Origin of the sequence: Streptomyces laurentii, assembly GCF_040635425.1 — a bacterium.
GTDB lineage: Bacteria > Actinomycetota > Actinomycetes > Streptomycetales > Streptomycetaceae > Streptomyces > Streptomyces laurentii.
Genome location: NZ_JBEYHT010000007.1, coordinates 1 through 22,710, shown reverse-complemented (window position 1 = coordinate 22,710; position 22,710 = coordinate 1). Strand labels below are relative to the sequence as shown.

The window sequence follows — 22,710 nt, the reverse complement described above, 5'->3', positions numbered from 1 at the left end:
ACGGGCGGTGGGGCGGGGGTGATCCCCCGCCCCACCGCCGTACTCGCCCGGAATCACGGCCCGGAATCGAATTTGTATCCGACCGCAACAATCCTCTGGAGTGGACTAGACCTTTCGGGTCATCACGCGCGAGACTGTTCCACGTGAAACACGTCATCGCCCTCGATGTGGGCGGCACCGGGATGAAGGCCGCCCTCGTCGGGGCGGACGGCACGCTGCTCCACGAGGCCCGCCGCGCCACCGCGCGCGAGCGCGGACCCGAGGCCGTCGTCGAGACGATCCTCGGTTTCGCCGCGGACCTGCGCGCGCTGGGCCGGGAGCGGTACGGCGAGCCCGCCGCGGCCGCCGGAGTCGCCGTCCCCGGCATCGTCGACGCCACGGACGGCATCGCCGTCTACGCCGCCAACCTCGGCTGGCGCGACGTCCCGCTGCGCGCCCTGCTCAGCGAACGCCTCGACGGCATCCCGGTCGCCCTCGGCCACGACGTGCGCACCGGCGGCCTCGCCGAGGGCCGGATCGGCGCCGGCCACGGCGCGGACCGCTTCCTCTTCGTCCCGCTCGGCACCGGCATCGCGGGCGCCATCGGCATCGGCGACGCCATCGAGGCGGGCGCCCACGGCTACGCCGGCGAGATCGGCCACATCGTCGTCCGCCCGGGCGGTACGGAGTGCGGCTGCGGCCAGCGCGGCTGCCTGGAGCGGTACGCCTCCGCCTCCGCCGTCTCGCTCGCCTGGGCCCAGGCCTCCGGCGACCCGGACGCGGACGCCGCCGACTGCGCCAAGGCCGTCGAGTCCGGCGACCCCGCCGCCGCCCGCGTCTGGCAGGACGCCGTCGACGCGCTCGCGGACGGTCTGGTCACCGCGCTCACCCTGCTGGACCCCCGCACGCTCATCATCGGTGGCGGTCTGGCGGAGGCCGGGGAAACGTTGTTCACACCCCTGCGGGCCGCGGTGGAGAAGCGGGTCACCTTCCAGAAGCTGCCCGCCATCGTCCCGGCGGCCCTCGGGGACACCGCCGGCTGCCTGGGCGCGGGTCTCCTCGCCTGGGACCTGCTGGCCAGGACCACCGGCCCCGCCGAAGGGCACCCGACCGGCGCCCGGCCCACCGACCCGCAGTCCACCGCCCCGCAGTCCACCGCCCCACAGCCCACCGACCCGCAGTCCGCCCACTCCCAGCCCGCCGCCCCGGAGGTATCCGCCTGATGGCCGTTTCCACAGTTCTCGCCGGGGCCCGTGTGGTGCTGCCGACCGGGATCGTCGAGAACGGGCGAGTAATCGTCGAGAACGGCCGCATCGCGGGCAGCGTCCCCGACGACGCCACCGTGCCCCCGCTCGACCTCTCCGGCCACTGGCTCGTGCCCGGCTTCGTCGACATGCACAACCACGGCGGCGGCGGCGCGTCCTTCACCTCCGGCACCACCGACGAGATCCTCACCGGCGTCCGCACCCACCGGCTGCACGGCACCACCACCGTCGTCGCCTCCTTCGTCACCGGCGACATGGACTTCCTCGGCCGGCGCGCGGGCCTGCTGTCCGAACTCGCCGAGCAGGGCGAGATCGCCGGCATCCACTTCGAGGGCCCGTTCATCTCCCCGTGCCGCAAGGGCGCCCACGACGAGACGCTGCTGCGCGACCCCGAGCCGGCCGAGGTGCGCAAGCTGATCGAGGCGGCGCGCGGCCAGGCCCGGATGGTCACGCTCGCCACCGAACTGCCCGGCGGCATCGACTCCGTACGGCTGCTCGCCGAGCACGGCGTGATCGCGGCCATCGGCCACACCGACGCCACGTACGAGCAGACCGTGGCCGCCATCGACGCGGGCGCCACCGTCGCCACCCACCTCTACAACGCGATGCCCGGCCTCGGGCACCGCGCGCCCGGCCCGATCGCGGCGCTCCTGGAGGACGAGCGGGTCACCGTCGAGCTCATCAACGACGGCACCCACCTGCACCCGGCCGCGCTGGAGCTGGCGTTCCGTCACGCGGGGCCGGAGCGCGTCGCGTTCATCACCGACGCCATGGACGCGGCGGGCTTCGGCGACGGCCGCTACATGCTCGGCACGCTGGAGGTCGAGGTGAAGGACAGCGTGGCGCGGCTCGTCGAGGGTGGCTCCATCGCGGGTTCGACGCTGACCCTCGACCGGGCGTTCAAGCGGGCCGCGACGATCGACCGGCTGCCGGTCGAGGCGATCGTCCAGGCCATCTCCGCCAACCCGGCGCGGCTGCTCGGCGTCTACGACCGGGTCGGCTCGCTGGAGCCGGGAAAGGACGCGGACGTCGTGGTGCTCGACGCGGACTTCGAGGTCAAGGGCGTGATGCGCAAGGGCGAGTGGCTGGTCGAGCCCGAACTGGGCTGACGCCCCGCCACCACCGGGACCCCGGACCCGTACGGGAACCTACCTACCCCTCGTACGGGTCCGGCCCCCCGCCCCGCCCGCCCCGCGAGGCGGGCGGGGCCGACCGACCCCACCCGCCGGGCCGACCGACCCCATCCGAGCCGGTTTCACCCCGACTTGCCCCTGCTCGTCCTGCGGTTTTCGGTCGGGGGGCTGGGCCAGGCGCCGTCTCTTTGGCATGATCGGGGCAGCCGGAAGCCGAGGGCGAACGACGACGGGGGTGGCTCAGGTGATCCTCACGGTCACCCTCAACACCGCGCTGGACCTCACCTACCACGTCCCCGCGCTCGTGCCACACGCCTCACACCGCGTCAGCCAGGTCATCGAACGCCCCGGCGGCAAGGGCCTCAACGTCGCCCGCGTCCTCGGCGCGCTCGGCCACGAGACCGTGGTCACCGGCTTCGCCGGCGGACCCACCGGCGCGATGCTGCGCGACCTGCTCGCCACCGGCACGGCCGGACTGCCCGGCACGGTCCACGACGCGCTCGTCCCGACCGCCGGCGCCACCCGCCGCACCGTCGCCGTCGTCGACGCCGCGAACGGCGACACCACCCAGCTCAACGAGCCCGGCCCGGACATCGCCCCGGCCGAATGGGCCGCCTTCACCACGCGCTTCACCGGCCTGCTCGACGGGGCCCGGGCCGTGGCGCTGTGCGGCAGCCTGCCGCCGGGCATCCACGTCGGCGCGTACGCGGAACTCGTCCGGCTCGCCCGCGCCGCCGGCCTACCGGTCCTGCTCGACACCAGCGGCGAACCGCTGCGCCGCGGCATCGCCGCCCGCCCCGACGTCATCAAGCCCAACGCCGAGGAACTGGCCCGGCTCACCGGCGCCCGCGAACCCCACCGCGCCACCCTCGACGCCCGCCGCCGCGGCGCGCACGCGGTCGTCACCTCCCTCGGCCCCGAGGGCCTGCTCGCCGCCACCCCGGACGGCCTCTGGCAGGCCGCCCCGCCCGCCCCCGTCCGCGGAAACCCCACCGGCGCGGGCGACTCGGCGGTCGCCGCCCTCCTCGCGGGCCTGGTCGACGGCACCGACTGGCCCACCCGCCTCACCCACGCCACGGCCCTCTCGGCGGCGACGGTCCTCTCCCCGGTGGCGGGCGAGTTCGACGAGGAGGCCTACGAGGCCCTGCTCCCCCGCATCACCCTGACCACCCCCTCCCCCGCCCTCTAGCCCCGGCTTCCCTGGAGCGCGGGGCGCCACGACAAGGACCCCGCATGCCCCTCGCCCGCACCGCCGACCTCGTCGCCACCGCCCGTACCACCGGCCACGCCCTCGCCGCCTTCAACGTCATCACCCTGGAGCACGCCGAAGCCATCGCCGCCGGCGCCGAACGGGCCGGCGCCCCCGCGATCCTCCAGATCTCCGAGAACGCCGTGAAGTTCCACGGCGGCCGGCTCTCGGCGATCGCCGCCGCCACCGCCGCCGTCGCCCGCGCCTCCTCCGCTCCGCTCGCGCTGCACCTGGACCACGTCGAGTCCGTGGACCTGCTGTACCAGGCGCACGCGGAGGGCTTCGGGAGCGTCATGTTCGACGCCTCGCGGCTCGGTTACGGCGACAACGTGAAGGCGACGGCCGAGGCGGTCCGCTGGGGCCACGAGCGCGGGATCTGGATCGAGGCGGAGCTGGGCCGGGTCGGCGGCAAGGCGGGCGAGCCGCCGCTGGACGCGCACGCGCCGGGGGTGCGCACGGACCCGGCGGAGGCCGCCGCGTACGTCGCCGACACCGGGGTGGACGCGCTCGCCGTGGCCGTGGGCTCCTCGCACGCGATGACGGAGCGCACCGCCGCGCTCGACCACACCCTGATCGCCGCGCTGAAGGAGGCCGTGCCGGTGCCACTGGTGCTGCACGGTTCGTCCGGCGTCCCGGACGACGAGATCCGGGCGGCGGTCGCGGCCGGCATGGTCAAGATCAATGTCGGTACGGCCCTGAACACGGCGTTCACCGGGGCGGTCCGCGCGTATCTCGCCGCGCATCCGACGGGTGTCGACCCGCGCGCGTATCTGCGTCCGGCGCGCGAGGCGATGGCGGAGACGGTGACGTCGTTCCTGCGCCTGCTGTAGGCGGCGGCGCGGGGAGGCATCACGGGAAGGCCACACCACGCCGGACGAGCCGACACAGCATCAGCCGACGGAGCCGACATTCATCCTTACGAGTGAAGGCTCCGGCGGTGCGCGGTCGTTACGACCGCGGCACGGTGACTTCGAGCCAGTCCAGCAGCACGTTGCACTGGTTGCCGGCCTCGCACGAGATCTTGATCTCGTTCTCGCCCTCCTTGAGGTCGACCGGCGCCCAGGTGGTCTGCCAGTTCTTCTCAAGGTTCGGGTCGGAGGACTTGACGAAGTTCTTCAGGCCTATCGGCTGGGAGTTCGCGGTCCCGTTGACCGTCAGGGTGGCGTTGGCGTCGACGGCCGGGATCGCGTAGCGCACGGTCAGGTGGTACTGGCCGCCCTTCGGCATCTTCGCCTTCCAGGTGACCGAGGCGCCGGGCTGGTTGAAGCCCGACACGTACGCGCCGTCGCCGCCCTCGGCGCCCTTGACGTCCTTGGCGAGGACCGCGGAGCCGCCGAGCTTCAGGGTGGCCGCGTCCTGCTTGGGGAGTTCGGTCTCGGGCGTGGTGTCGGTGCCGGGAACGGCCGTCGGGGCCTCGCTGGCGTCCTGCGAGGGGGCGCTGGTCGGGGTGGTGGTCTCGCCGTCGCCCGCCTGGTCGGTCTTGTCGCCCATGTTGGAGAGGACCGCGGCGGTGATGGCGATGACGACGGTGGCGACGACCGCCACCGCGCCGATGAGCAGGCCGCGGGTGTTGGGGCCGCGCCCCGAACCGCCGCCGTGCCCGCCGGGCTGCTGCGGCGGGACGCCGGGCCGCTGCGCGCCGGGGCCGCCAGGGCCGCCGGGGTAGGTCTCGGGCGCCGCGTACTGCGGGTGCGGCTGGCCGTAGCCCTGCTGCTGCGGTACGGGCGACTGCTGGGCCTGGGCACCGTACTGGCGCTCGCCGACCGTGCGGACCTGGTGGTACGAGGTACGGGGAACGCCTGGCTGCGACGTCGGACCCGGGTAGCCGTAACCACCGCCCTGGGGCGGCTGCGCCCCGGCGGCCTGGCCGTCCGCGTACAGGTAGCCGAACGGATCGTCGTCCTCGGGCGTCTTCGCGCCGTCGTTACCGGCAGCCATCCGGTCTCACTCCCTTTGCCTGCTCGTCAGCCGTCGCCGACCGGCCGAGCCTACCTCGAACGGCCTTGCGCCGGTTTGAGGCCATGGGGCGAAGCGGTGAACGATCAACTAACCCGCTCTGCGGTGCACCTTCGCGCGCGACCGCTTCTCGATGTACATCCGCTGGTCCGCGCTGTTCAGGACCTCTTCGACGGTCATGCCGCACTCGGCCCAGCCGATGCCGAAACTCGCCCCGACCCGGACGGCCCGCCCGTCGACCCGGATCGGCGGGATGATCGCGTTCCGCAGCCGTACGGCGAGATCGGCGGCGTCGGCCGCGCCGAGGCCGTCGGCGAGGACGACGAACTCGTCGCCGCCAAGCCGGGCGACGGTGTCCCCGTCGCGGACGCCGGTGGTGAGGCGGCGGGCGACCTCGATGAGCACGGCGTCACCGGTGTGGTGGCCGAAGCGGTCGTTGATCGACTTGAAGCCGTCGAGGTCGCAGAAGAGGACGGCGAGGCCCTTGGTGCCGTCGTCGGTCTCGCCGCCGGTGGGGGCGACGAGGTGCACGTGGTGGTCGTACGGGCCGGCGACGCCGCCGGCCGGCGAGAAGCCGAAACCGTGCTCGTGGTCGTAGTCGTACCCGTACTCGCGCGTCCCGTACTCGGACGATCCGTACTCGGACGATCCGTACTCGGACGATCCGTACTCGGACGATCCGTACTCGGGCGTCCCGTACTCGGGCGTCCCGTACTCGGACTCGTACGGCGGCTGGTACGGGGGCTCGTGCGCGGAGCCGGGCGGGGAGGCGGGCGCGGGCAGCGCGGGGGCCCCGGACCCCTGCGCGGGTATGTGCCCCGGGGCGTACCCGGGCGCGTAGCCCGGCGCGTGACCGGACCCGTATCCCGGCCCGTATCCGGCCGCGGGGTAGCCGGGCGCGGGGGCGCGGGAGGGCTCGCCGGTGCCGGCGGAGGGGCGGGCGCAGATCCGGGCGGACAGCCGGGCGCGGAGTTCGGCGCTGTTGGGGAGGCCGGTGAGGGCGTCGTGCGAGGCGCGGTGGGCGAGCTGGAGCTCGTGCCGTTTGCGCTCCTCGATGTCCTCGACGTGGGTGAGGAGGAAGCGGGGCCCGTCGGCGGCGTCGGCGACGACCGAGTTGCGCAGGCTGACCCAGACGTACGTGCCGTCGCGGCGGCCGAGGCGCAGCTCGGTGCGGCCGCCTTCGGGGGAGGTGCGCAGCAGGGTGCCTATGTCCTCGGGGTGGACGAGGTCGGCGAAGGAGTAGCGGCGCATGACGGAGGCGGGGCGGCCGAGCAGCCGGCACAGGGCGTCGTTGGTGCGCAGCAGGCGGCCGTGCTGGTCGCCGCCCATCTCGGCGATGGCCATGCCGGAGGGCGCGTACTCGAACGCCTGCCGGAAGGACTCCTCGCTGGCGCGCAGCGCCTGCTGCTCGCGCTCCAGGCGGACCAGGGCGCGCTGCATGTTGGAGCGGAGCCGGGCGTTGCTGATCGCGATGGCGGCCTGCGAGGCGTACACCTGGAGGGCTTCGCGGCCCCAGGGGCCGGGGTGGCGGCCGTTGCGCGGGCGGTCGACGGAGATGACGCCGAGCAGCTCGCGGGCGGCGCCCGGGGCCGCGCCCTGGGCGCCGGAGCCGGCCCGGGGCGCGTACATGGGCGCGTAGAGCCGGTCGTGCGGGTGCCACTCGTCCTCGAAGCGGGGGGCGGGGCCCTCGGTGTGCCACTGCGGGACGTCGTCCTCGATCAGCACCCAGCCCTCGGTGTGCGGGATGAAGCGCAGATCGCCCCAGGACTCGCCCATGGAGAGGCGCCGCTCCCAGGAGGCGCGGGAGCCGACCCGGCCGGTGATCAGGGCCTCGGCGGCGGGGCTGCCGGCGAAGGCGGCGACGACGAGATCGCCGTCGGGCCGGACGAGGTTGACGGCGGCCAGTTCATAGTTGAGGCCGGTGACGACGCCGTCGGCGACGGCCTGCATGGTGTCCGCGAGACTGCGCGCGGTGTTGAGGTCCGTCACGACCCGGTGAAGCTGCCGCAGGGTCGCAAGACGGACGTACGGCTCCGACTCGGTCTCCATCGCTCGCTCTCCCCGAGACCTCGACAGCTGACTCCAGGATTCTCATCGGCTACGTAATGCACTGTCCCTGCCACTGAATCACAGCGAGCTGCGCACTCGGTACACAGGGTCAACAATTACCCGCCTCTGTGACTCAAGTCACAACAACCCCGGAATGTCCGCCTCCGCCCTGGGTCCTAGGACCCACGGGGGAATCGCCGCTGGTCCCCGCGCCCGATGCGGCGTGCGGCGGCCGCGGACTAACGTGCGAGCGTGCTCCAGACGACCCCCACCCAGCCCGCGCACCCGCTCGCGCGGCCCGCCGTCCACGACCTCGCGATCCCCACGACCCCCGGGACCGGGCCGATCCCTCATGCTGAGGAAGTGAGCGACGACGAGTTCCGCGCGGCCATGTCCCGCCTGGCGGCGGGCGTGGTCCTGGTGACGGCGCACGACCCGGAGGACGGTCCGCGCGGCGAGGACGTCGGCATGACGGCCACCGCGTTCCTCTCCGTCTCGCTCGACCCGCCGCTGGTCCTGGTCAGCCTGCGCAACGGCTCCCGGATGGACGACGTGCTCACGGAGGTGCCGGTCTGGGCGGTGTCGCTGCTCGCCGAGAGCCAGCGGCACGTCGCCGGGCGCTTCGCGATGCGCGGCCGGGTCAGCGACCGGCTGCTCTTCGCGGACCTTCCGTACCGGCGCGGCGAGCACAGTGGCGCGCCCCTGATCGGCGGCGCGCTGGCCACCCTCGAATGCCGTACGGAGAGCCGGGTGGTGGCGGGCGACCACACCCTGGTCGTCGGCCGCGTCCTCGCGACGGAGCTGCCGTCGGCGGAGGGCAGCCCCCTGACGTACTTCCGCGGGCGCTACCGCGCGCTGGGCTGAGCGGGAGCCGGACCCCAGGAGCCGGACCCCGGGACCCGTACGGGTCCCGGCCGTACGCGTGCGGCTGTACGGGCTCAGCGGTACGGGCTCGGCTGTACGGGGCGTCATCGGCCGGGCGTCACCAGCGCGCGCCGGTCGCCGCCGTCAGGCGCCACCGGGCACCGCCGCGCACCGCAGGGAACCGCCGGGTGCCGCCGGGTGCCGCCGGGTGCCGCCGGGTGCCGCCGGGCGGCCTCAGTTCCAGTCGCGGCCCTGCCGGCCGCGCTTGGTGTCCGCGCGCTGCTTCTTCTCCCGCAGCCGCCGCTCGTTGATCCCGCGCGGGATCTTCGTCGGCCGGCGCGGCTTCGGCGGCGGCGCGGTGGCCTCGGCGAGCAGGGCGGCCAGCCGTACGGCCGCGGTCTCGCGGTTGCGCCACTGGGAGCGGTGCTCCGAGGCGCGGACGACCAGGACGCCGCCCACCAGGCGGCTCGCGAGCCGTTCGAGGGCCCGCTGCTTCCACACCTCCGGCAGAGCCTCGGTCGCCGCCAGGTCGAAGCGGAGCTCCACCTGCGAGTCGCTGGTGTTGACGTGCTGGCCGCCCGGCCCGGACGACCGCGAGAAACGCCAGACCAGCTCGGCCTCGGGAAGCGAGACGGAGCCGCGGATCGGATAGGGACCGGACATGTGTCCATGTTCCCCGGCCGCGCGCCCGCGCGTCACGCCCTTTTCCCCAGGTTGCCCGGCTCCCCCGGTTCTCGGGTCGGTCTCAGGGTCTCAGGGTCGGCCTCAGGGTTTACCCGGATTCCGCCGGACCGCGGCCGCGTGCCGGAACCATCACGCTGCGTCGCGCGTTATCGCCTTCGACGACCCGTCAGCACGCCGGTACGCCAGTACCGCACTCCGTACCGCAGAAAGGGACTTCCCATGGCTGTAAGCCTGTCCAAGGGTGGCAACGTCTCCCTGACCAAGGAGGCCCCGGGCCTCACCGCCGTCACCGTGGGCCTGGGCTGGGACGTCCGCACGACCACGGGCACGGACTTCGACCTCGACGCGTCCGCCATCGGCGTCGACGCCATGGGCAAGGTCGTCTCCGACGGTCACTTCGTCTTCTTCAACAACAAGTCGACGCCGGACCAGACCATCGTCCACACCGGTGACAACCGCACCGGCGAGGGCGGTGGCGACGACGAGCAGATCAACGTCAACCTGGCGGGCCTCGCCGCCGGCGTCGACAAGATCGTCTTCCCGGTCTCCATCTACGACGCGGTCACCCGCTCGCAGAACTTCGGCCAGGTCCGCAACGCGTACATCCGCATCGTCAACCAGGCCGGCGGCGCCGAGATCGCCCGCTACGACCTGTCGGAGGACGCGGCCGTCGAGACCGCCATGGTCTTCGGCGAGCTGTACCGCAACGGCGCCGAGTGGAAGTTCCGCGCCGTCGGCCAGGGCTACGCCTCGGGCCTGGAGGGCATCGCCCGCGACTTCGGCGTCAACCTCTGACGGACATCCGTAGCGCAGCGGTCCCCTAGGGACATCCGCGCGGCCCGTCGCCCTCTGTGGAGGGTGGCGGGCCGCGCGTCGTAAGAAAGCAGGGCAGTCAAGGGCCGCTCAGGGGGTGGCGGGCTTCCCGTTCCCGTACAGCCAGACGTCCCACAGCCCGGACAGGTCCTTGTCCGTCATCGAGTCGGCGTAGTCCGTGAAGTCCCGCGTGGTGGCAGTGCCGTGCCGGCGCTCCTTCGGCCAGCCCCTGAGGATCGCGAAGAACTCCTCGTCCCCGACCCGCTGCCGCAGTTTGTGCAGCACCATCGCGCCCCGCTGGTACACGGGCGGCGAGAACAGGTCCTCCGAGGTCGGCGGCTCGGCCGGCGGGAAGGCCCAGGCGGCGGCGTTCCCGAAGGCCTGGTCGAACGACCGCTGCGCCGGGACGTGCGCGTACTTCTCCTCGTACAGCCACTCCCCGTACGTCGCGAAGCCCTCGTTCAGCCAGACGTCCTTCCAGGTCGCCGGCGAGACGGAGTTCCCGAACCACTGGTGGGCCAGCTCGTGCACGAGCGTGGGCCGGTCGAAGGAGTCGGCGGGGAAGACCGGCCGGGTCTGGGTCTCCAGCGCGTAGCCGAGGTCCTCGGGGTGCTCGACGATCGCGCCGGCGGCGCCGAAGGGGTACGGGCCGAAGAGCCGCTCCTGGTTCGCGAGCACCTCGGGGATCCGCGCCAGCAGCGCGGAGCTCTCCGCGGCGACCTCCGGATCGGTGGCGTTGAGCACGGGGATCCGGTCGGCGAGGGCGGTCGTGGTCGACGTGTCGAAGCGGCCGATCGCGAGGGTCGCGAGATAGCTCGCCATCGGCTCGGACGCGTGCCAGACGGAGGTGACGCCGCGGCCGTCGGCGCTCTTGCGCTCGGCGGTGCGCACCCCGTTGGACAGCGCCTTCAGGCCGGCCGGGACGGTGACGGTGATGTCGTACGCGGCCTTGTCGGAGGGGTGGTGGTTGCCGGGGAACCAGGCCATGGAGCCGGTCGGTTCGCCGACGGCGATCGCCCCGTCGTCCGTCGGCAGCCAGCCCTCCTCGGAGCCGTCCGCGTCGGTGATCGTCTTCGGGACGCCGTCGTACGTGACGACCGTGACGAACCGCGCCCCGTCGCGGATGTCCTCGCGCGGGCGCAGGGTCAGCTCGTTCCCGGCCCGGTTGACGGCGGCGGGCGCGCCGTCGACGGTCGCGGAACGCACGGTCAGACCGCTGAAGTCCAGGTTGAAGGCGCTGAGCCCCTGGGTGGCGGTCGCGGTGATCTCGGCGCGGCCGGTGAGCCGGCCGCTGTCGGGCTCGTACGACAGGGTGAGGCCGTAGTGGCCCACGTCGTAGCCGCCGTTGCCGAGCTTGGGGAAGTACGGGTCGCGCAGCCCGGCCGCGCCGGGGGTGCCCTCGACCCCGCCGCCGCTCCGGCCCGCTCCCGCGGCACAGCCGGCGGCGAGCAGGGCGAGGGCGACGGCCGCGGCTCCGGCCCGGACTCGGGTACGCGTCGACTTCACGAACCGATCCTAAACAGGCGTACGAAACCAGGTGCCGGAAAAGGGACCGATGGGATCACTGCCGAGGGCGGCCGGAGAGGCCGGAGAGTCCGGAGAGGCCGGTGACCGGGACGACCGAGGCGGCCGGAGCTGCCCGGAATCACCGGGCAGCCGGCCGGGCAGCCGGGGTGACCGCGGGTCAGCGGTTGAGGCTGGCGACGCCGGCCTGGGCGAACTTCTCGTCGAGGTCGCCGGAGGGCGCGCCCGCCACACCGATGGCGGCGATCGGGGCGCCGTCCGCGGTCACGGGGGCGCCGCCGGCCAGGAAGAGGGTGCCGGGGATGTCCTTCAGGGTCGGCGCGTTGGTGAGGCGCTTGGCCAGCTCGGAGGTCGGCGCGTTCCAGGAGACGGCGGTGTACGCCTTCTTCACGGCCGACTCGTAGGACTGCGGTCCGGCGCCGTCGCCGCGCAGGGTCAGGATGGTGTTGCCGTTGCGGTCGACGACCGCCACGGAGACCTTCTGGTTCTCGCTCTCGGCCGCCTTCAGCGTCGCCTGGGCCGCCTTGGTGGCCGCGGCGATGGTGAGGTGCGTGGACTTCTGCAGGTTGCGGCTGCCCGCGTCGGCCTTGGCCACGGCGGCGGCCGGGGCAGCCGCGGGAGCGGTGGCGTTGGCGGCGACGGCGCCGAAGGTGCCGGCGGCGAGAACGGCGGCGGCGGTGGCGCCGAGCAGGTACTTCTTCTTCATGGCGGGCTCCTGGGATGCGTGTCCTGGACGGACGTGCCTGGGCCGTCCCGGGCGGATCCGGGCGGATGGTCCGAGCGGGTGTTCCGTTCGCTCTGTGACCGATCCTCGGCCCGGATCCGGGCCCGGCCGGTCCGCGTACCGGCTGCCCCCGCCGCGCATGATGGAGGACGACGGGGTCAGCCGATCGGCTGATGCCGCCCTGGCCCGGCCGGGTCAGGATGGACACGTATCCCCAGGTCGGATGGGGGATACGAGGTACGGGACACGGATGCGGGACACGGGATACGCGACCGTCACCGCCGCCTCGGCGGACACGGCGGCCCGGGCGGCCGCCGCCCCGGCCGGGAACGACGGAGCAGGACGACGGAGCAGGTGGATCATGGACGACCGGGACCCGGACGCCCGCTGGCCGGTATGGGTCATGCACGTCGCCTTCTTCCTGCTCCTCGGCGCGTCCCTGGCTCGTTTCCTGCTGCGCCACCCCTGGGAGGCGCGCAGCCCCTGGATCATCGCCCTGTCCGGCGCGCTCGCCGCGCTGTACCTCCTCGGCCCGGTCCTCGGCACCCTCGCCACCCCGCGCCGGATCGCCTGGCTCGGCACGGTCGTCGCCGTGTGGATGGTGCTCGTGGTCCTCGCGCCGAGCTTCGCCTGGTGCGCGGTGCCGCTCTTCTACACGGGCCTGCGCACCCTCCGGCCGCGCGCCGCGCTCGGCCTGGTCGCCCTGCTCACCGCGTTCGTCGTGATCGCGCAGGTGCAGCTCTCGGAGGGCGGCTTCGACCCGAACCTGGTGATCGCCCCGCCCGCCGTCGCCGCCCTCGCGACCGCCGTCTTCGTCCAGGCCGAACGGCAGGCCGAGCGGCAGCGCGCGCTCATCGACGACCTGCTGCGCACCCGCCGCGAACTGGCCGCGACCGAACGCCGCGAGGGCACCCTCGCCGAACGGCAGCGGCTCTCCATGGAGATCCACGACACCCTCGCGCAGGGCCTGTCCAGCCAGCGGATGCTGCTCCAGGCCGCCGGCCGCACCTGGGACAGCGACCCGTCGACCGCCCGCCGGCACGTCCGTACGGCCGAGTCGATCGCCGAACGCAACCTCGCCGAGGCCCGCCGCTTCGTCCACGACCTGGCGCCCGCCGACCTCGCCGACGGCGGCGGTCTGGAGGAGGCGCTGCGCGGGCTCGCGTCGCGCGAGTCGGCCGCGTTCCGGGTCGACGGGACGGCGGTGCCGCTGCCGGACCGGGTCCAGTCGGCGCTCCTGCGGATCGCGCAGGGCGCCCTCGCCAACATCCGTGAGCACGCCGGCGCCACCTCCGCCGCGCTCACCCTGACCTACCTCGGCGACCAGGTCGTCCTCGATGTCGCCGACGACGGCCGCGGCTTCGACCCGGCGGCGGCCCGGGGCGGCGCCGGCCGGGAGGGCGTACGGGGCCACGGGCTGCCCGCGATGCGGGTGCGGGCCCAGCAGCTGGGCGGCACGCTGACCGTCGAGTCCACCCCCGGCGAGGGCACCGTGCTCTCCGCCGCGATCCCGCTGGAGGTACGCGAGTGAGGCCACAGGCACAGCCGGAGGAGCCTGGGACGGGTGCGTCGGGTACGGGCGCGGCGGGTACGGGCGCGGCGGGTACGGGCGCGGCGGGTACGGGCGCGGCGGGTACGGGCGCGGCGGGTACGGCAGGTGCCGGCGGCGCGGGCGCGCGCCCCGAGCACGTCCGCATCCTCCTCTGCGACGACCACGCCGTCGTCCGCGCCGGTCTGCTCGCCCTGCTCGGCAGCGCCCCCGGCATCGAGGTCGTGGGCGAGGCGGGCAGCGGCGAGGAGGCGGTGGCGATGGCCTCGCACCTCCGCCCCGACGTCGTCCTCATGGACCTCCAGCTCGGCCCCGGCATCGACGGCGTCGAGGCCACCCGCCGGATCGCCCCGGCCGGCGTCCACGTCCTCGTCCTCACCACGTACGACACGGACGCCGACATCACCCGCGCCATCGAGGCGGGCGCCACCGGCTACCTGCTGAAGGCCGAACGCCCCGAGGAGCTGTTCGCCGCGATCCACGCCGCCGCCCAGGGCCGTACGACGCTCTCGCCGCCCGTCGCCAGCCGGGTCATGGACCGGATGCGGGGCGCGGCCGGGCCGACCCTCACCGACCGCGAGCGCGACATCCTCGGCCAGCTCGCGCACGGCCTCGGCAACCGCGAGATCGCCCGCGCGCTGTTCATCAGCGAGGCGACGGTCAAGACGCACCTGGGCCGGATCTACGCGAAGCTCGGCGTCGACACCCGGGCGGGCGCGGTGGCGGTGGCGAAGGAACAGCGCCTGCTTCCGTAGAGCCGTGGGGGTCGTCCCCGCGGGCCGACCGGGCCCGTCTGCCCCACGCACCCACCTTCCCACTGCTACTGTGCGTTGCCTTCCGGACGCACTATGTCATGCACTCGTGGGACCCGTGGGAGCGCACATGAAGATCACCGTCGTCGGCGGCGGGCCCGGCGGGCTGTACTTCGCCATCCTGATGAAGCGCCAGGACCCCTCCCACGAGATCACCGTCTACGAGCGCAACCCGGCCGGCTCGACCTACGGCTGGGGCGTCACCTACTGGGCCGGACTCCTCGACAAACTGCGCGCGGGCGACCCCGAGTCCGCCGAGGCGATCGCCGCCGCCTCCGTGACCTGGACCGACGGCACCGCGATCGTCCGCGACCGGCACACCACCCACCACGGCGACGCGGGCTTCGGCATCGGCCGCCGCCGCATGCTGGCCCTGCTCGCCGACCGGGCCCGGGAACTCGGCGTCCGGGTCGCGCACGAGCACGCGATCGACGGCCCCGGCGCCCCCGAGCTGGCCGAGGCCGACCTGGTCGTGGCCGCCGACGGCGTCCACAGCGCGCTGCGCGAGGCGCACGCCGGCCACTTCGGCGCCGAGTTCACCGGCGGCCGCAACCGCTACGTCTGGCTCGGCACCACGAAGGTCTTCGACTCCTTCAGCTTCGCCTTCAAGGAGACCGCGCACGGCTGGATCTGGGCCTACGCGTACGGCTTCAGCGGCGAGCGGTCGACCTGCGTGGTCGAGTGCGCGCCGGAGACCTGGACCGGCCTCGGGCTCGACCGGATGAGCGAGGCGGACACCCTGCGCCTGCTGGAGAAACTCTTCGCCGACCTGCTCGACGGCGAGGAGCTGATCGGCCGCGCCCAGGAGGACGGCGATCCCGCCGCGCCCGCCCAGTGGCTCACCTTCCGCACCCTCACCAGCCGCGTCTGGCACCGCGGCCACACCGTCCTGCTCGGCGACGCCGCCCACACCACCCACTACTCGATCGGCGCCGGCACCACCCTCGCCCTGGAGGACGCCCTGGTGCTCGCCGCCGCGCTGCGCCGGCGCGGCCCGGACGGTTTCGGTTCGCTGGACCGGGCGCTCACCGCGTACGGGCGGCGGCGGCGCGCCGAGATCGTCCCGGCGCAGAGCGCGGCCCGGCTCAGCGCCCAGTGGTACGAGAACCTGCCCCGCTACATGCGGCTTGAGCCGGACCGGATGTTCGCCCTGCTCGGCCAGCGTCACTCGCCGCTGCTGCCCTACGTACCGCCGCAGCTCTACTACCGCCTCGACCGCGCCGCCGACCAGCTGGAGCCGCTGCGCCGCCTCAAGCGCTGGCTCGGCCCGCGGCTGGCCCGGGCCGTCCACCGGGTCTGACCCCGGGGGGCTGCCCCCCAGGGGCGTAAGGGCGCGGACCGGCCCCCGAGGCCGTACCGGCAAACCGAGGCCCAAGGCCGTACCGGCGGACCGGGACCCGGGCCGCCCGCCGGACGTGACACCATCGGGGCGTGCTCGACATCGGCTACTCGCTCTCCCGCCGCTTCCCCGACCCTCCGCAGACGGACTACCGCGCCGCGGACGTCCACGCGCTGCGCCACGACCTGTTCTGCGGCGACGTGTACGTCGCGGACACCGAGAAGGACGAGGAAGTATCCACAGCCTGGGGATGGGTGCCGGTACTCGACTTCGCGTGGGCGCTGTGCGACATCGTCGAGCAGCTCGACCGCGACCCGCGCGGCAGCCGCGCCGCCCAGCCGCAGTACGCCGAACTCGACTTCACCGAGTCCTCCGACCGCATGCTGTTCGAACGCCGTTTCGGCTGGGTCGACGTCGAGGCCGACTGGATGCCCGGCGACCAGCCGCCGCTCACCTTCAACCACGCCGCCCTGCGCCGTGAGGCCCGCGACTTCCTGCACGACCTGATCGCCGACCTCACCGACATGCACGAGGGCCTCGCCGACAACCCGGCGATCTGGGACCTCCAGGCCCGCTTCCCCCGCCTTCCCTAGTCTCCTCAGTCTCCTCTCAGTCGGTGACGCGCACCCCCAGGTGCGCGGCGAACACCGGTGCCAGATCCAGCAGTTGCGTCGGGGAGATCACCGCGCCGGCCAGCGCGTCCACCCCGCGCGCGATCTCCAGGCGCCGGACCGTCCGCAGGTCGACGTCTTTCATCCGCACCCCGCTGAAGTCGGCCCCGATCAGCACGCAGTCCCGGAACTCCACCCGTTCGAGCACGGCGCCCGCGAAGTCCGGCTCGTTCAGCACGCAGCCGTCGAAGACGACGTCCTTCAGCCGCGCCGCCCGCAGATTCGGGAAGTCCGCCTTCCCGCCCCGTATCCACACCCGCTCGAACACCGCCCCGTGCAGCTGCGTGCCGCCGAGCCGCGCCTCCGCGATCTCCACGTCCCGCAGCTGCGCCCCGGCCAGATCGGTGCCGACCCCCCGTACGCCGTCGAGCACCGAGTCGAGGAACCGCGCCGCCGGCAGCCGCGCCCCGTCGAGCGCGCAGCCGCGCAGCGCGCAGTCCAGGAACCGGGCCCCCGCCCCGTCCTGCCCGGTCAGATCGACGCCGGCCAGCTCCAGACCGTCGTAGTCCCCGTCCGGCTCCAGACCGCCCTCGTACGGCGCGAGCGGCGGCAGCCGGACCTCCGGCAGCCGCGCCGGGGCCACCGGCTTCGGCTTCGCCCCCCTGCCGCCGCCCCTGCCGCCCCTCGTACCCTTCGCGTCACTCGTCCCTGTCACGCCCCCATCGTGACGCACGCCACTGACAACCACCGCGCCCGCGATGTCACGGACCCGGCCCCGCCATCCGTCCCCCGAGTGAGACCCCACATGAGGGAGCGGGAGAGATGCGGACCAACCGGAACATCACCATCGTCGGCGGCGGCTTCGCCGGACTCACCGCGGCCGTGACCGCCGCCGAGGCGGGCGCCGACGTCGTCCTGTACGAGGCCCACCACACGCTCGGCGGCCGGGCCCGTACCGCCGAGGGCCCGTATCTGACCAACGAGGGTCCGCACGCGATCTACCGCGGCGGCCCGCACTGGACCTGGCTCCGGCAGCGCGGACTGCTCGGCCCGCTCGCGCCGCTGCGCGCCCTCGACGCGGCGGGGCTCCGCTTCCATCACAAGGGCGCGCTCCGCCGGACGCCGCCGCTCGGTTTCCTGCGGCAGAGCTTCCGCAAGGCCGAGACGGCCCCGGTCGACGTCGACTTCCGCACCTGGGCGACCGGGCTCTCCGGGCCGGCCGCGGCCGAGGCGGCGGCCGCGTACAGCGGGGTCGCGGTCTACCACCACGACCCCGGCGCGCTGTCGGCCCGCTTCGTACAGGAGCGGCTGCACCGGGGCTCGTCGGTCCCCGCCGAGGCGCACTTCATCCAGGGCGGCTGGGGACGGCTCGTCGACCGGATGGCGGCACGGGCGCGGGAGCTGGGGGTACGCGTCGAGACCTCGGCCCGCGTCGATGCCCTGCCCACCGGCCCCGGCACGGGACCCGTGATCGTGGCCACCACCCTGCCCGCCGCCGCCCGGCTGCTCGGCGACCCCACCCTGACCTGGGAATCGGGGCGGACCGTGCTGTTCGACCTGGCCCTGCGCACCCGTAAGGGCGACCCGTTCGCGATCTCCGACCTCGACGCGCCGGGCTGGCTGGAGCGCTTCACCACCCAGGACCCGACCCTCGCGCCCGCCGGCGAACAGCTCGTCCAGGCGCAGCTGCCGATCGGCCCGGAGCAGACCAGGGCCGACGGCGTCGCGCACGCCGAACGCCTCCTCGACCTGGGCTTCCCCGGCTGGCGCGAGCGCGCGGTGTGGCGGCGCGAGGCGGTGTCGAACGGCCGTACGGGCGCGGTCGACCGCCCCGGCACCACCTGGCGCGACCGGCCGGCCATCGACCGGGGCGACGGGGTGTACCTGGTGGGCGACCAGGTCGCGGCCCCGGGCGTGCTCGCGGAGGTGTCGTTCACGAGCGCGGTGGAGGCGGTGTCCCTGGCACTGCGCACTCGCGCCTCCGTCGCCACCGCCACCGCCACCGCCACCTCCACCTCCACTGCCACCTCCACCGCTGCCGTGCTCCGGCCGCCGCTTGACCTCAAGCGCGGTTGAGATCGGAGGCTGATGCGGGGTCCTGCCGCACCAGGCCCACGCCCGTCCGTCCGTCCACCAGGGGAGCTGTCCGCCATGCACGCCATCCGCCTCCACGCCTTCGGCCCGGCCGGGAACCTGACGTACGAGGAGGTCCCGGACCCCGTGCCCGGCCCCGGCCAGGCACGCGTCAGGGTCGCGGCCGCCGGCGTCCACCTCATCGACACCGCGCTGCGCGAGGGCAAGCGGGGCCCCTTCCCGGCCCTGCCGGAGCTGCCCACCGTGCCCGGCCGCGAGGTCGCCGGCACCGTCGACGCGCTCGGCGCCGGCACCGATCCGTCCTGGCTCGGCCGGCGGGTCGTCGCCCATCTCGGGACGGCACCCGGGGGGTACGCGGAACTCGCCGTCGCCGACGCCGACCGGCTGCACGACCTGCCCGGCCACCTGGGCGAGGCGGAGGCCATCGCCATGGTCGGCACGGGCCGCACCACCCTCGGCATCCTGCGGTTCACCACGCTCGGCCCGGACTCGGTCGTGCTCGTCACGGCCGCGGCGGGCGGCATCGGCACGCTGCTCGTGCAGTACGCGAAGAACGCCGGCGCCACCGTCGTCGGCCTCGCCGGCGGCCCGGACAAGACCGCCCGGGTACGCGCCAACGGCGCCGACCTCGCCGTCGACTACCTGCGCGCCGGCTGGGCGGAGGAGGTCCGTACGTACCTCGACGACCGCGTCGGACGGCGGGCCACCGTCGTCTTCGACTCGGTCGGCGGCGCCACCGGCCGCGCCGCCGTCGGCCTCCTCGCGCGGGGCGGGCAGCACCTCGTCTTCGGCTGGTCCTCCGCGGGCGCGGACGACGGCGAACCGCTCGTCTTCACCGAGGACGAACTCGCCGAGCGCGGCATCACCTCGGAGGTCGTCGTCGGCCCGGCCATGCTCCAGAGGGCCGGCGGCGACTTCCGCCGCCTCGAACTCGCCGCGCTCGCCGCGGCCGCCGACGGCACCCTCCGGCCCGCCGTCCACTCCTTCCCCCTCAAGGACGCGGCGGCCGCCCACCACGCCCTCGAGACCCGCGGCACGACCGGCAAAGTCGTCCTCGTCCCGTGACCGCGCGCGCGTGACGCGGGGGAGGGCAAAGCGGGGAGGGTGACGCGGGGATCAGATCCCCAGCACGTCCCAGGAGTGCCCCTTGAACTCCTTCAGGAAGTCGGGGTGGTCCTCCCACATCCGGGCGATGGAGCGCAGCACGTCCCAGTTGTGCTCCAGCGCCTGGTCCACGACCTGCCGCAGCTCCGGCGCCGACTCGCGCTTCTCCAGCAGCCCGCTCACCGCCGACGCCGCCTGCACCGTGTAGCGCAGCGCCCGCAGCGAACGCGAGGTGTCGTCCATCCCGAACCCGTGGTCGCTGCCGTTCTCGGGGTCGAACAGCGGGGTGAGCCGCGCCTCGACGAAAGCGGTGATGCGCTCGAACCGCTGCTGAATGTCCTTGTCCATGCCCTCTTTCCTACACCCCGAGGGTCACCGGCCCCAGATCGGGCGGCATATGCCGCTTCGAACAGCTCTTGGCGACGCGCATTCCGCTCCCCGGCTCCTCGGCCGTCCGGACAACTCCATGAACGGCGCCCCCCTCCCGCGGCCGTGGTCGTGGCCACGCTGATGCGGGGAGGGAGCCGCGGGCGAAACCCACCGCGACCGCGCTCAGTTGGTGACGCGGCCGCCCGCGACGTCGACCGTCAGCCCGGTGAGCCAGGAGGCGGAGTCGGACGCCAGGAACAGGGCGGCGGCGACGACGTCCTCCGGCACGCCCATGCGGTTCAGCGGGTGCAGGGCGGCGATCTTGTCCCGGACGCCGGCGGGCATCCGGGCTTCCGTGGTCTCGGTCAGGATGGCCGAGGGCGCGAGGCAGTTGACGCGGACCCCGCGCGGTCCGGCCTCCGTGGCCAGATGGCGGGTGAGCATCACCACGCCCGCGTTGGCGACGCCGTAGGCGAGATTGGCCTGGCTGGGCTGGCGGCCGGCGGCCGAGGACATCGTGATGACCGAACCGCTGCCGCGTTCGACCATGCCGGGCAGGAAGGCCCGGACTGTGAGGAACACCGACGTGAGGTCCGAGTCGAGGACCTCGCGCCAGCGCCGCTCGGTCAGTTCGACGGTCGGGACGGGGAGTCCCTGGCCTCCGGCGAAGGCGGCGAGGACGTCGACCGGGCCGAGCAGGGACTCGGTGTGCCGGCGCGCCTCCTCCACCGCCGCGGCGTCGGTGACGTCGGCGACCGCGCGGGTCGCCGTACCGCCGTCGCCGGTGATGCGCTCGACGACGCCGTCCAGGGCTTTCGCGTCCCGTCCGACGACGCAGACCTTGGCGCCCTGGGCCGCGAAGGCGGCCGCGGTCCGGGCGCCGATGCCGCGCGACCCGCCGGTGACGAGGACGACCTTGCCGTTCAGATCGGGATAGGTACCGGACATCTGTGGTGACTCCTTGGTCGATGGCAACGCGTGGGGAGGTCGAGAGGTCGGGAAAGCCGGGCGGTCAGGCCCGGGCCGTCAGGACACGGCGGGGTCCGGCTCCTGCCCGTACGACTGCGGCGTACGGCGGCGGGTGCGCGGCAGGAGCGCCGCGACGCACACCAGCCAGACGGCGCCGCCGAAGCGGACGACGGGCAGCAGATAGGCGAAGCCGTCGGCCAGCAGGGTCAGCGAGGAGAGCATCCCGGCGGCGGCGATCAGCAGCCCGCCCCAGCTCAGCGCCTTCGGCAGCAGGCCGGCCAGCAGGCCCGTGACCGACACGCCGGCGGCCAGCAGCGCGAACATCACCGCGTAGCCGGGGCCGCCGGACAGGAACGACAGGTCGGCGAGCGCGCGGGCGAGGGAGACCGGGGCGTCCGCCGGCAGCCGTCCGCCGCTCCAGGTGAACAGCGCGCTCGTGACCAGCGCGCCGCCGGCGAGCACGCCCCCGGCCAGCGTGATCGCCGAGCCGGGGGCGGTGATGCCGAGGGCCCGCAGCCGCCGGTAGAGCACGGCGGCGCACAGCACCAGCGGCACGGCGGAGGCGAGCAGCAGGAAGGCTCCCAGCCTGATCGCGGTGCCGTGGCCGTCGGCGTAGCGCAGGACGTCGAGGCCGGAGGCGTCGGGATGCGGGGTGGAACGGTTCACGACCACGTACGCGACGGTCAGCGCCACGAACGCCAGGACGGGGGCCAGCAGCGGCGGCCCGGACTGAGGGCGGCGCGCGCTCGCCGCGGGGAGGTGAGGTGCGGGGGCAACAGCCATGACTTCTCCCGGGTTATCGATGTACCCAAGATAATGATTACAAGTTGGAACGATTGTCAAACGTGTACGATGTCCGCCATGAGCAGCAGCCCCGAGGACAAGAGCCCCGCGTTCCGCGGCGGCGCGGCCTTCCTGCTGGCCCAGCTGGGAGCCCACGCGGCCCAGCGGTTCGCCGAGCGGATCGCCGCCCTCGACCTGACTCCCGCGCAGGCGGGGCTCCTGCGCCTGCTCGCTCAGACCCCCGGCCGCAGCCAGCGCGAACTCGCCGACGCCCTCGGCATGCCGCCGAGCCGCTTCGTGGCCTTCGCCGACGGCCTGGAGGAACGCGGCCTCATCGAGCGCCACCGGAACCCCGACGACCGGCGCCTGTACGCGCTCGACCTGAGCGACGCCGGCCGGGAGATGCTGGCCCGGCTGCGCGAGGCGGGAGCGGCGCACGAGCAGCAGATCTGCCAGGCGCTCTCCCCCGACGAACACCGGCAGCTGACCACGCTGCTCGGACGCCTGGCCGAACAGCAGGGGCTCGCTCCGGGCGTCCACCCCGGCTATCGGTCGGTACGCGCCGACCGCCCCGCCCGCAAGCCGTAGGCGGCGCCGCACCGCGCCGTCCGGGCTCCGGATCCCCCGCGCCCGGGAACGCGAAAGGAGCCCGTCCGCGTCATGTGAACGAGCTCCTGGGAACGGCCGGCGGCCGGCAGACCAGCCTAGTGCCGCATCAGGCAACGTTTGCCCTGGTGACGACTTCGCGTAGGCGTTGGTCGGTGGCGTGCTTGTTCCGCCAGATGAGGTAGCGGCGGATCATGCTGCCCTGGGCCTTGTGGCTGGGGTGGTCGGTGCCGT

The 22,710-nt window shown here is 74.2% G+C and carries 22 protein-coding genes and 1 pseudogene; 13 read left to right on the top strand and 10 right to left on the bottom strand.

The genetic code is table 11. From position 1 onward, the window contains the following. Nucleotides 1-143: 143 nt before the first annotated feature. From ABZ693_RS06490 to ABZ693_RS06475, 4 genes are all read left to right on the top strand, one after another. Entirely contained in the window at nt 144-1,202 is a 1,059-nt protein-coding gene (locus ABZ693_RS06490) for an ROK family protein (RefSeq protein ID WP_359874024.1), read from the top strand. Then, the gene (gene nagA, locus ABZ693_RS06485; RefSeq protein WP_359874022.1) at nt 1,202-2,353 is read left to right on the top strand and encodes an N-acetylglucosamine-6-phosphate deacetylase; all 1,152 of its coding nucleotides are present in this window, start codon (nt 1,202-1,204) and stop codon (nt 2,351-2,353) included. The genes ABZ693_RS06490 and nagA overlap by 1 nt, the downstream gene beginning before the upstream one ends. 268 nt (nt 2,354-2,621) lie before the next feature. Further along, complete coding sequence (locus ABZ693_RS06480; RefSeq protein ID WP_359874349.1) at nt 2,622-3,566, top strand: 1-phosphofructokinase family hexose kinase; 945 nt, start codon at nt 2,622-2,624, stop codon at nt 3,564-3,566. 44 nt (nt 3,567-3,610) lie between these two features. Then, entirely contained in the window at nt 3,611-4,456 is an 846-nt protein-coding gene (locus tag ABZ693_RS06475) for a class II fructose-bisphosphate aldolase (protein WP_359874020.1), read from the top strand. A 118-nt stretch (nt 4,457-4,574) separates the two neighbouring features. On the opposite strand, the gene ABZ693_RS06470 is transcribed toward ABZ693_RS06475, so the two are convergent. Together ABZ693_RS06470 and cdgB are read right to left on the bottom strand one after the other, a co-directional pair. Further along, on the bottom strand, nt 4,575-5,564 hold the full coding sequence (locus ABZ693_RS06470; RefSeq protein ID WP_359874018.1) for a CBM35 domain-containing protein: 990 nt from the start codon (nt 5,562-5,564) through the stop codon (nt 4,575-4,577). 108 nt (nt 5,565-5,672) lie between these two features. Next, nucleotides 5,673-7,631 carry a diguanylate cyclase CdgB gene (gene cdgB / locus ABZ693_RS06465; protein ID WP_359874016.1) on the bottom strand — a complete coding sequence of 653 codons (1,959 nt, stop codon included), beginning with the start codon at nt 7,629-7,631 and terminating at the stop codon, nt 5,673-5,675. A gap of 252 nt (nt 7,632-7,883) precedes the next feature. Here cdgB and ABZ693_RS06460 point away from each other — a divergent pair, with 252 nt between their 5' ends. Further along, nucleotides 7,884-8,495, top strand: coding sequence for a flavin reductase family protein (locus ABZ693_RS06460; protein ID WP_435842358.1), 612 nt, complete (start codon nt 7,884-7,886; stop codon nt 8,493-8,495). 234 nt (nt 8,496-8,729) lie between these two features. On the opposite strand, the gene arfB is transcribed toward ABZ693_RS06460, so the two are convergent. Beyond that, nucleotides 8,730-9,158 carry an alternative ribosome rescue aminoacyl-tRNA hydrolase ArfB gene (gene arfB / locus ABZ693_RS06455; protein ID WP_359874014.1) on the bottom strand — a complete coding sequence of 143 codons (429 nt, stop codon included), beginning with the start codon at nt 9,156-9,158 and terminating at the stop codon, nt 8,730-8,732. A gap of 240 nt (nt 9,159-9,398) precedes the next feature. Between arfB and ABZ693_RS06450 the strand changes: the two genes are divergently transcribed. Continuing rightward, the gene (locus tag ABZ693_RS06450) at nt 9,399-9,974 is read left to right on the top strand and encodes a TerD family protein (RefSeq protein ID WP_359874012.1); all 576 of its coding nucleotides are present in this window, start codon (nt 9,399-9,401) and stop codon (nt 9,972-9,974) included. Nucleotides 9,975-10,082: 108 nt separating this feature from the next. Here ABZ693_RS06450 and ABZ693_RS06445 read toward each other — a convergent pair whose 3' ends face one another. After that, a complete protein-coding gene (locus ABZ693_RS06445) occupies nt 10,083-11,498 on the bottom strand; it encodes a M1 family metallopeptidase (RefSeq protein ID WP_359874010.1) in 1,416 nt (471 codons plus the stop codon). A 178-nt stretch (nt 11,499-11,676) separates the two neighbouring features. Further along, nucleotides 11,677-12,222, bottom strand: coding sequence for a GlcG/HbpS family heme-binding protein (locus ABZ693_RS06440; RefSeq protein WP_359874008.1), 546 nt, complete (start codon nt 12,220-12,222; stop codon nt 11,677-11,679). 379 nt (nt 12,223-12,601) lie between these two features. On the opposite strand from ABZ693_RS06440, the gene ABZ693_RS06435 reads away from it, so the two are divergent. From ABZ693_RS06435 to ABZ693_RS06420, 4 genes are all read left to right on the top strand, one after another. After that, nucleotides 12,602-13,771 (top strand): histidine kinase, encoded by a 1,170-nt coding sequence (locus tag ABZ693_RS06435; RefSeq protein WP_359874346.1) that lies wholly within the window; start codon nt 12,602-12,604, stop codon nt 13,769-13,771. A 164-nt stretch (nt 13,772-13,935) separates the two neighbouring features. Then, nucleotides 13,936-14,544 (top strand): response regulator, encoded by a 609-nt coding sequence (locus ABZ693_RS06430; protein WP_359874344.1) that lies wholly within the window; start codon nt 13,936-13,938, stop codon nt 14,542-14,544. 127 nt (nt 14,545-14,671) lie between these two features. Continuing rightward, nucleotides 14,672-15,901 (top strand): FAD-dependent monooxygenase, encoded by a 1,230-nt coding sequence (locus ABZ693_RS06425; protein WP_359874006.1) that lies wholly within the window; start codon nt 14,672-14,674, stop codon nt 15,899-15,901. Between the two features lie 131 nt (nt 15,902-16,032). Further along, complete coding sequence (locus ABZ693_RS06420; RefSeq protein ID WP_359874004.1) at nt 16,033-16,533, top strand: hypothetical protein; 501 nt, start codon at nt 16,033-16,035, stop codon at nt 16,531-16,533. 16 nt (nt 16,534-16,549) lie between these two features. Here the strand turns inward: ABZ693_RS06420 and ABZ693_RS06415 are convergent, their stop codons facing one another. After that, nucleotides 16,550-17,266, bottom strand: a complete 717-nt coding sequence (locus ABZ693_RS06415) for a pentapeptide repeat-containing protein (RefSeq protein WP_435842357.1) — start codon at nt 17,264-17,266, stop codon at nt 16,550-16,552. Between the two features lie 107 nt (nt 17,267-17,373). Here ABZ693_RS06415 and ABZ693_RS06410 point away from each other — a divergent pair, with 107 nt between their 5' ends. Further along, nucleotides 17,374-18,627, top strand: a complete 1,254-nt coding sequence (locus ABZ693_RS06410) for an FAD-dependent oxidoreductase (protein ID WP_359874002.1) — start codon at nt 17,374-17,376, stop codon at nt 18,625-18,627. Nucleotides 18,628-18,702: 75 nt separating this feature from the next. Next, complete coding sequence (locus ABZ693_RS06405) at nt 18,703-19,710, top strand: zinc-binding dehydrogenase (RefSeq protein WP_359874000.1); 1,008 nt, start codon at nt 18,703-18,705, stop codon at nt 19,708-19,710. A gap of 51 nt (nt 19,711-19,761) precedes the next feature. On the opposite strand, the gene ABZ693_RS06400 is transcribed toward ABZ693_RS06405, so the two are convergent. The 3 genes from ABZ693_RS06400 to ABZ693_RS06390 all read right to left on the bottom strand — a co-directional run bounded on the left by ABZ693_RS06400 (nt 19,762) and on the right by ABZ693_RS06390 (nt 21,870). Further along, complete coding sequence (locus ABZ693_RS06400) at nt 19,762-20,097, bottom strand: hypothetical protein (RefSeq protein WP_359873998.1); 336 nt, start codon at nt 20,095-20,097, stop codon at nt 19,762-19,764. A 204-nt stretch (nt 20,098-20,301) separates the two neighbouring features. Further along, nucleotides 20,302-21,066 (bottom strand): SDR family NAD(P)-dependent oxidoreductase, encoded by a 765-nt coding sequence (locus ABZ693_RS06395; RefSeq protein ID WP_359873996.1) that lies wholly within the window; start codon nt 21,064-21,066, stop codon nt 20,302-20,304. A 78-nt stretch (nt 21,067-21,144) separates the two neighbouring features. Beyond that, nucleotides 21,145-21,870, bottom strand: a complete 726-nt coding sequence (locus tag ABZ693_RS06390; RefSeq protein WP_359873994.1) for a DUF4386 domain-containing protein — start codon at nt 21,868-21,870, stop codon at nt 21,145-21,147. 78 nt (nt 21,871-21,948) lie between these two features. Between ABZ693_RS06390 and ABZ693_RS06385 the strand changes: the two genes are divergently transcribed. Next, nucleotides 21,949-22,458: a MarR family winged helix-turn-helix transcriptional regulator gene (locus ABZ693_RS06385; protein WP_359873992.1), complete on the top strand. Its 510-nt coding sequence runs from the start codon at nt 21,949-21,951 to the stop codon at nt 22,456-22,458. A gap of 127 nt (nt 22,459-22,585) precedes the next feature. Here ABZ693_RS06385 and ABZ693_RS06380 read toward each other — a convergent pair. Beyond that, a pseudogene (locus ABZ693_RS06380) lies at nt 22,586-22,710 on the bottom strand (transposase); the annotation flags it as partial.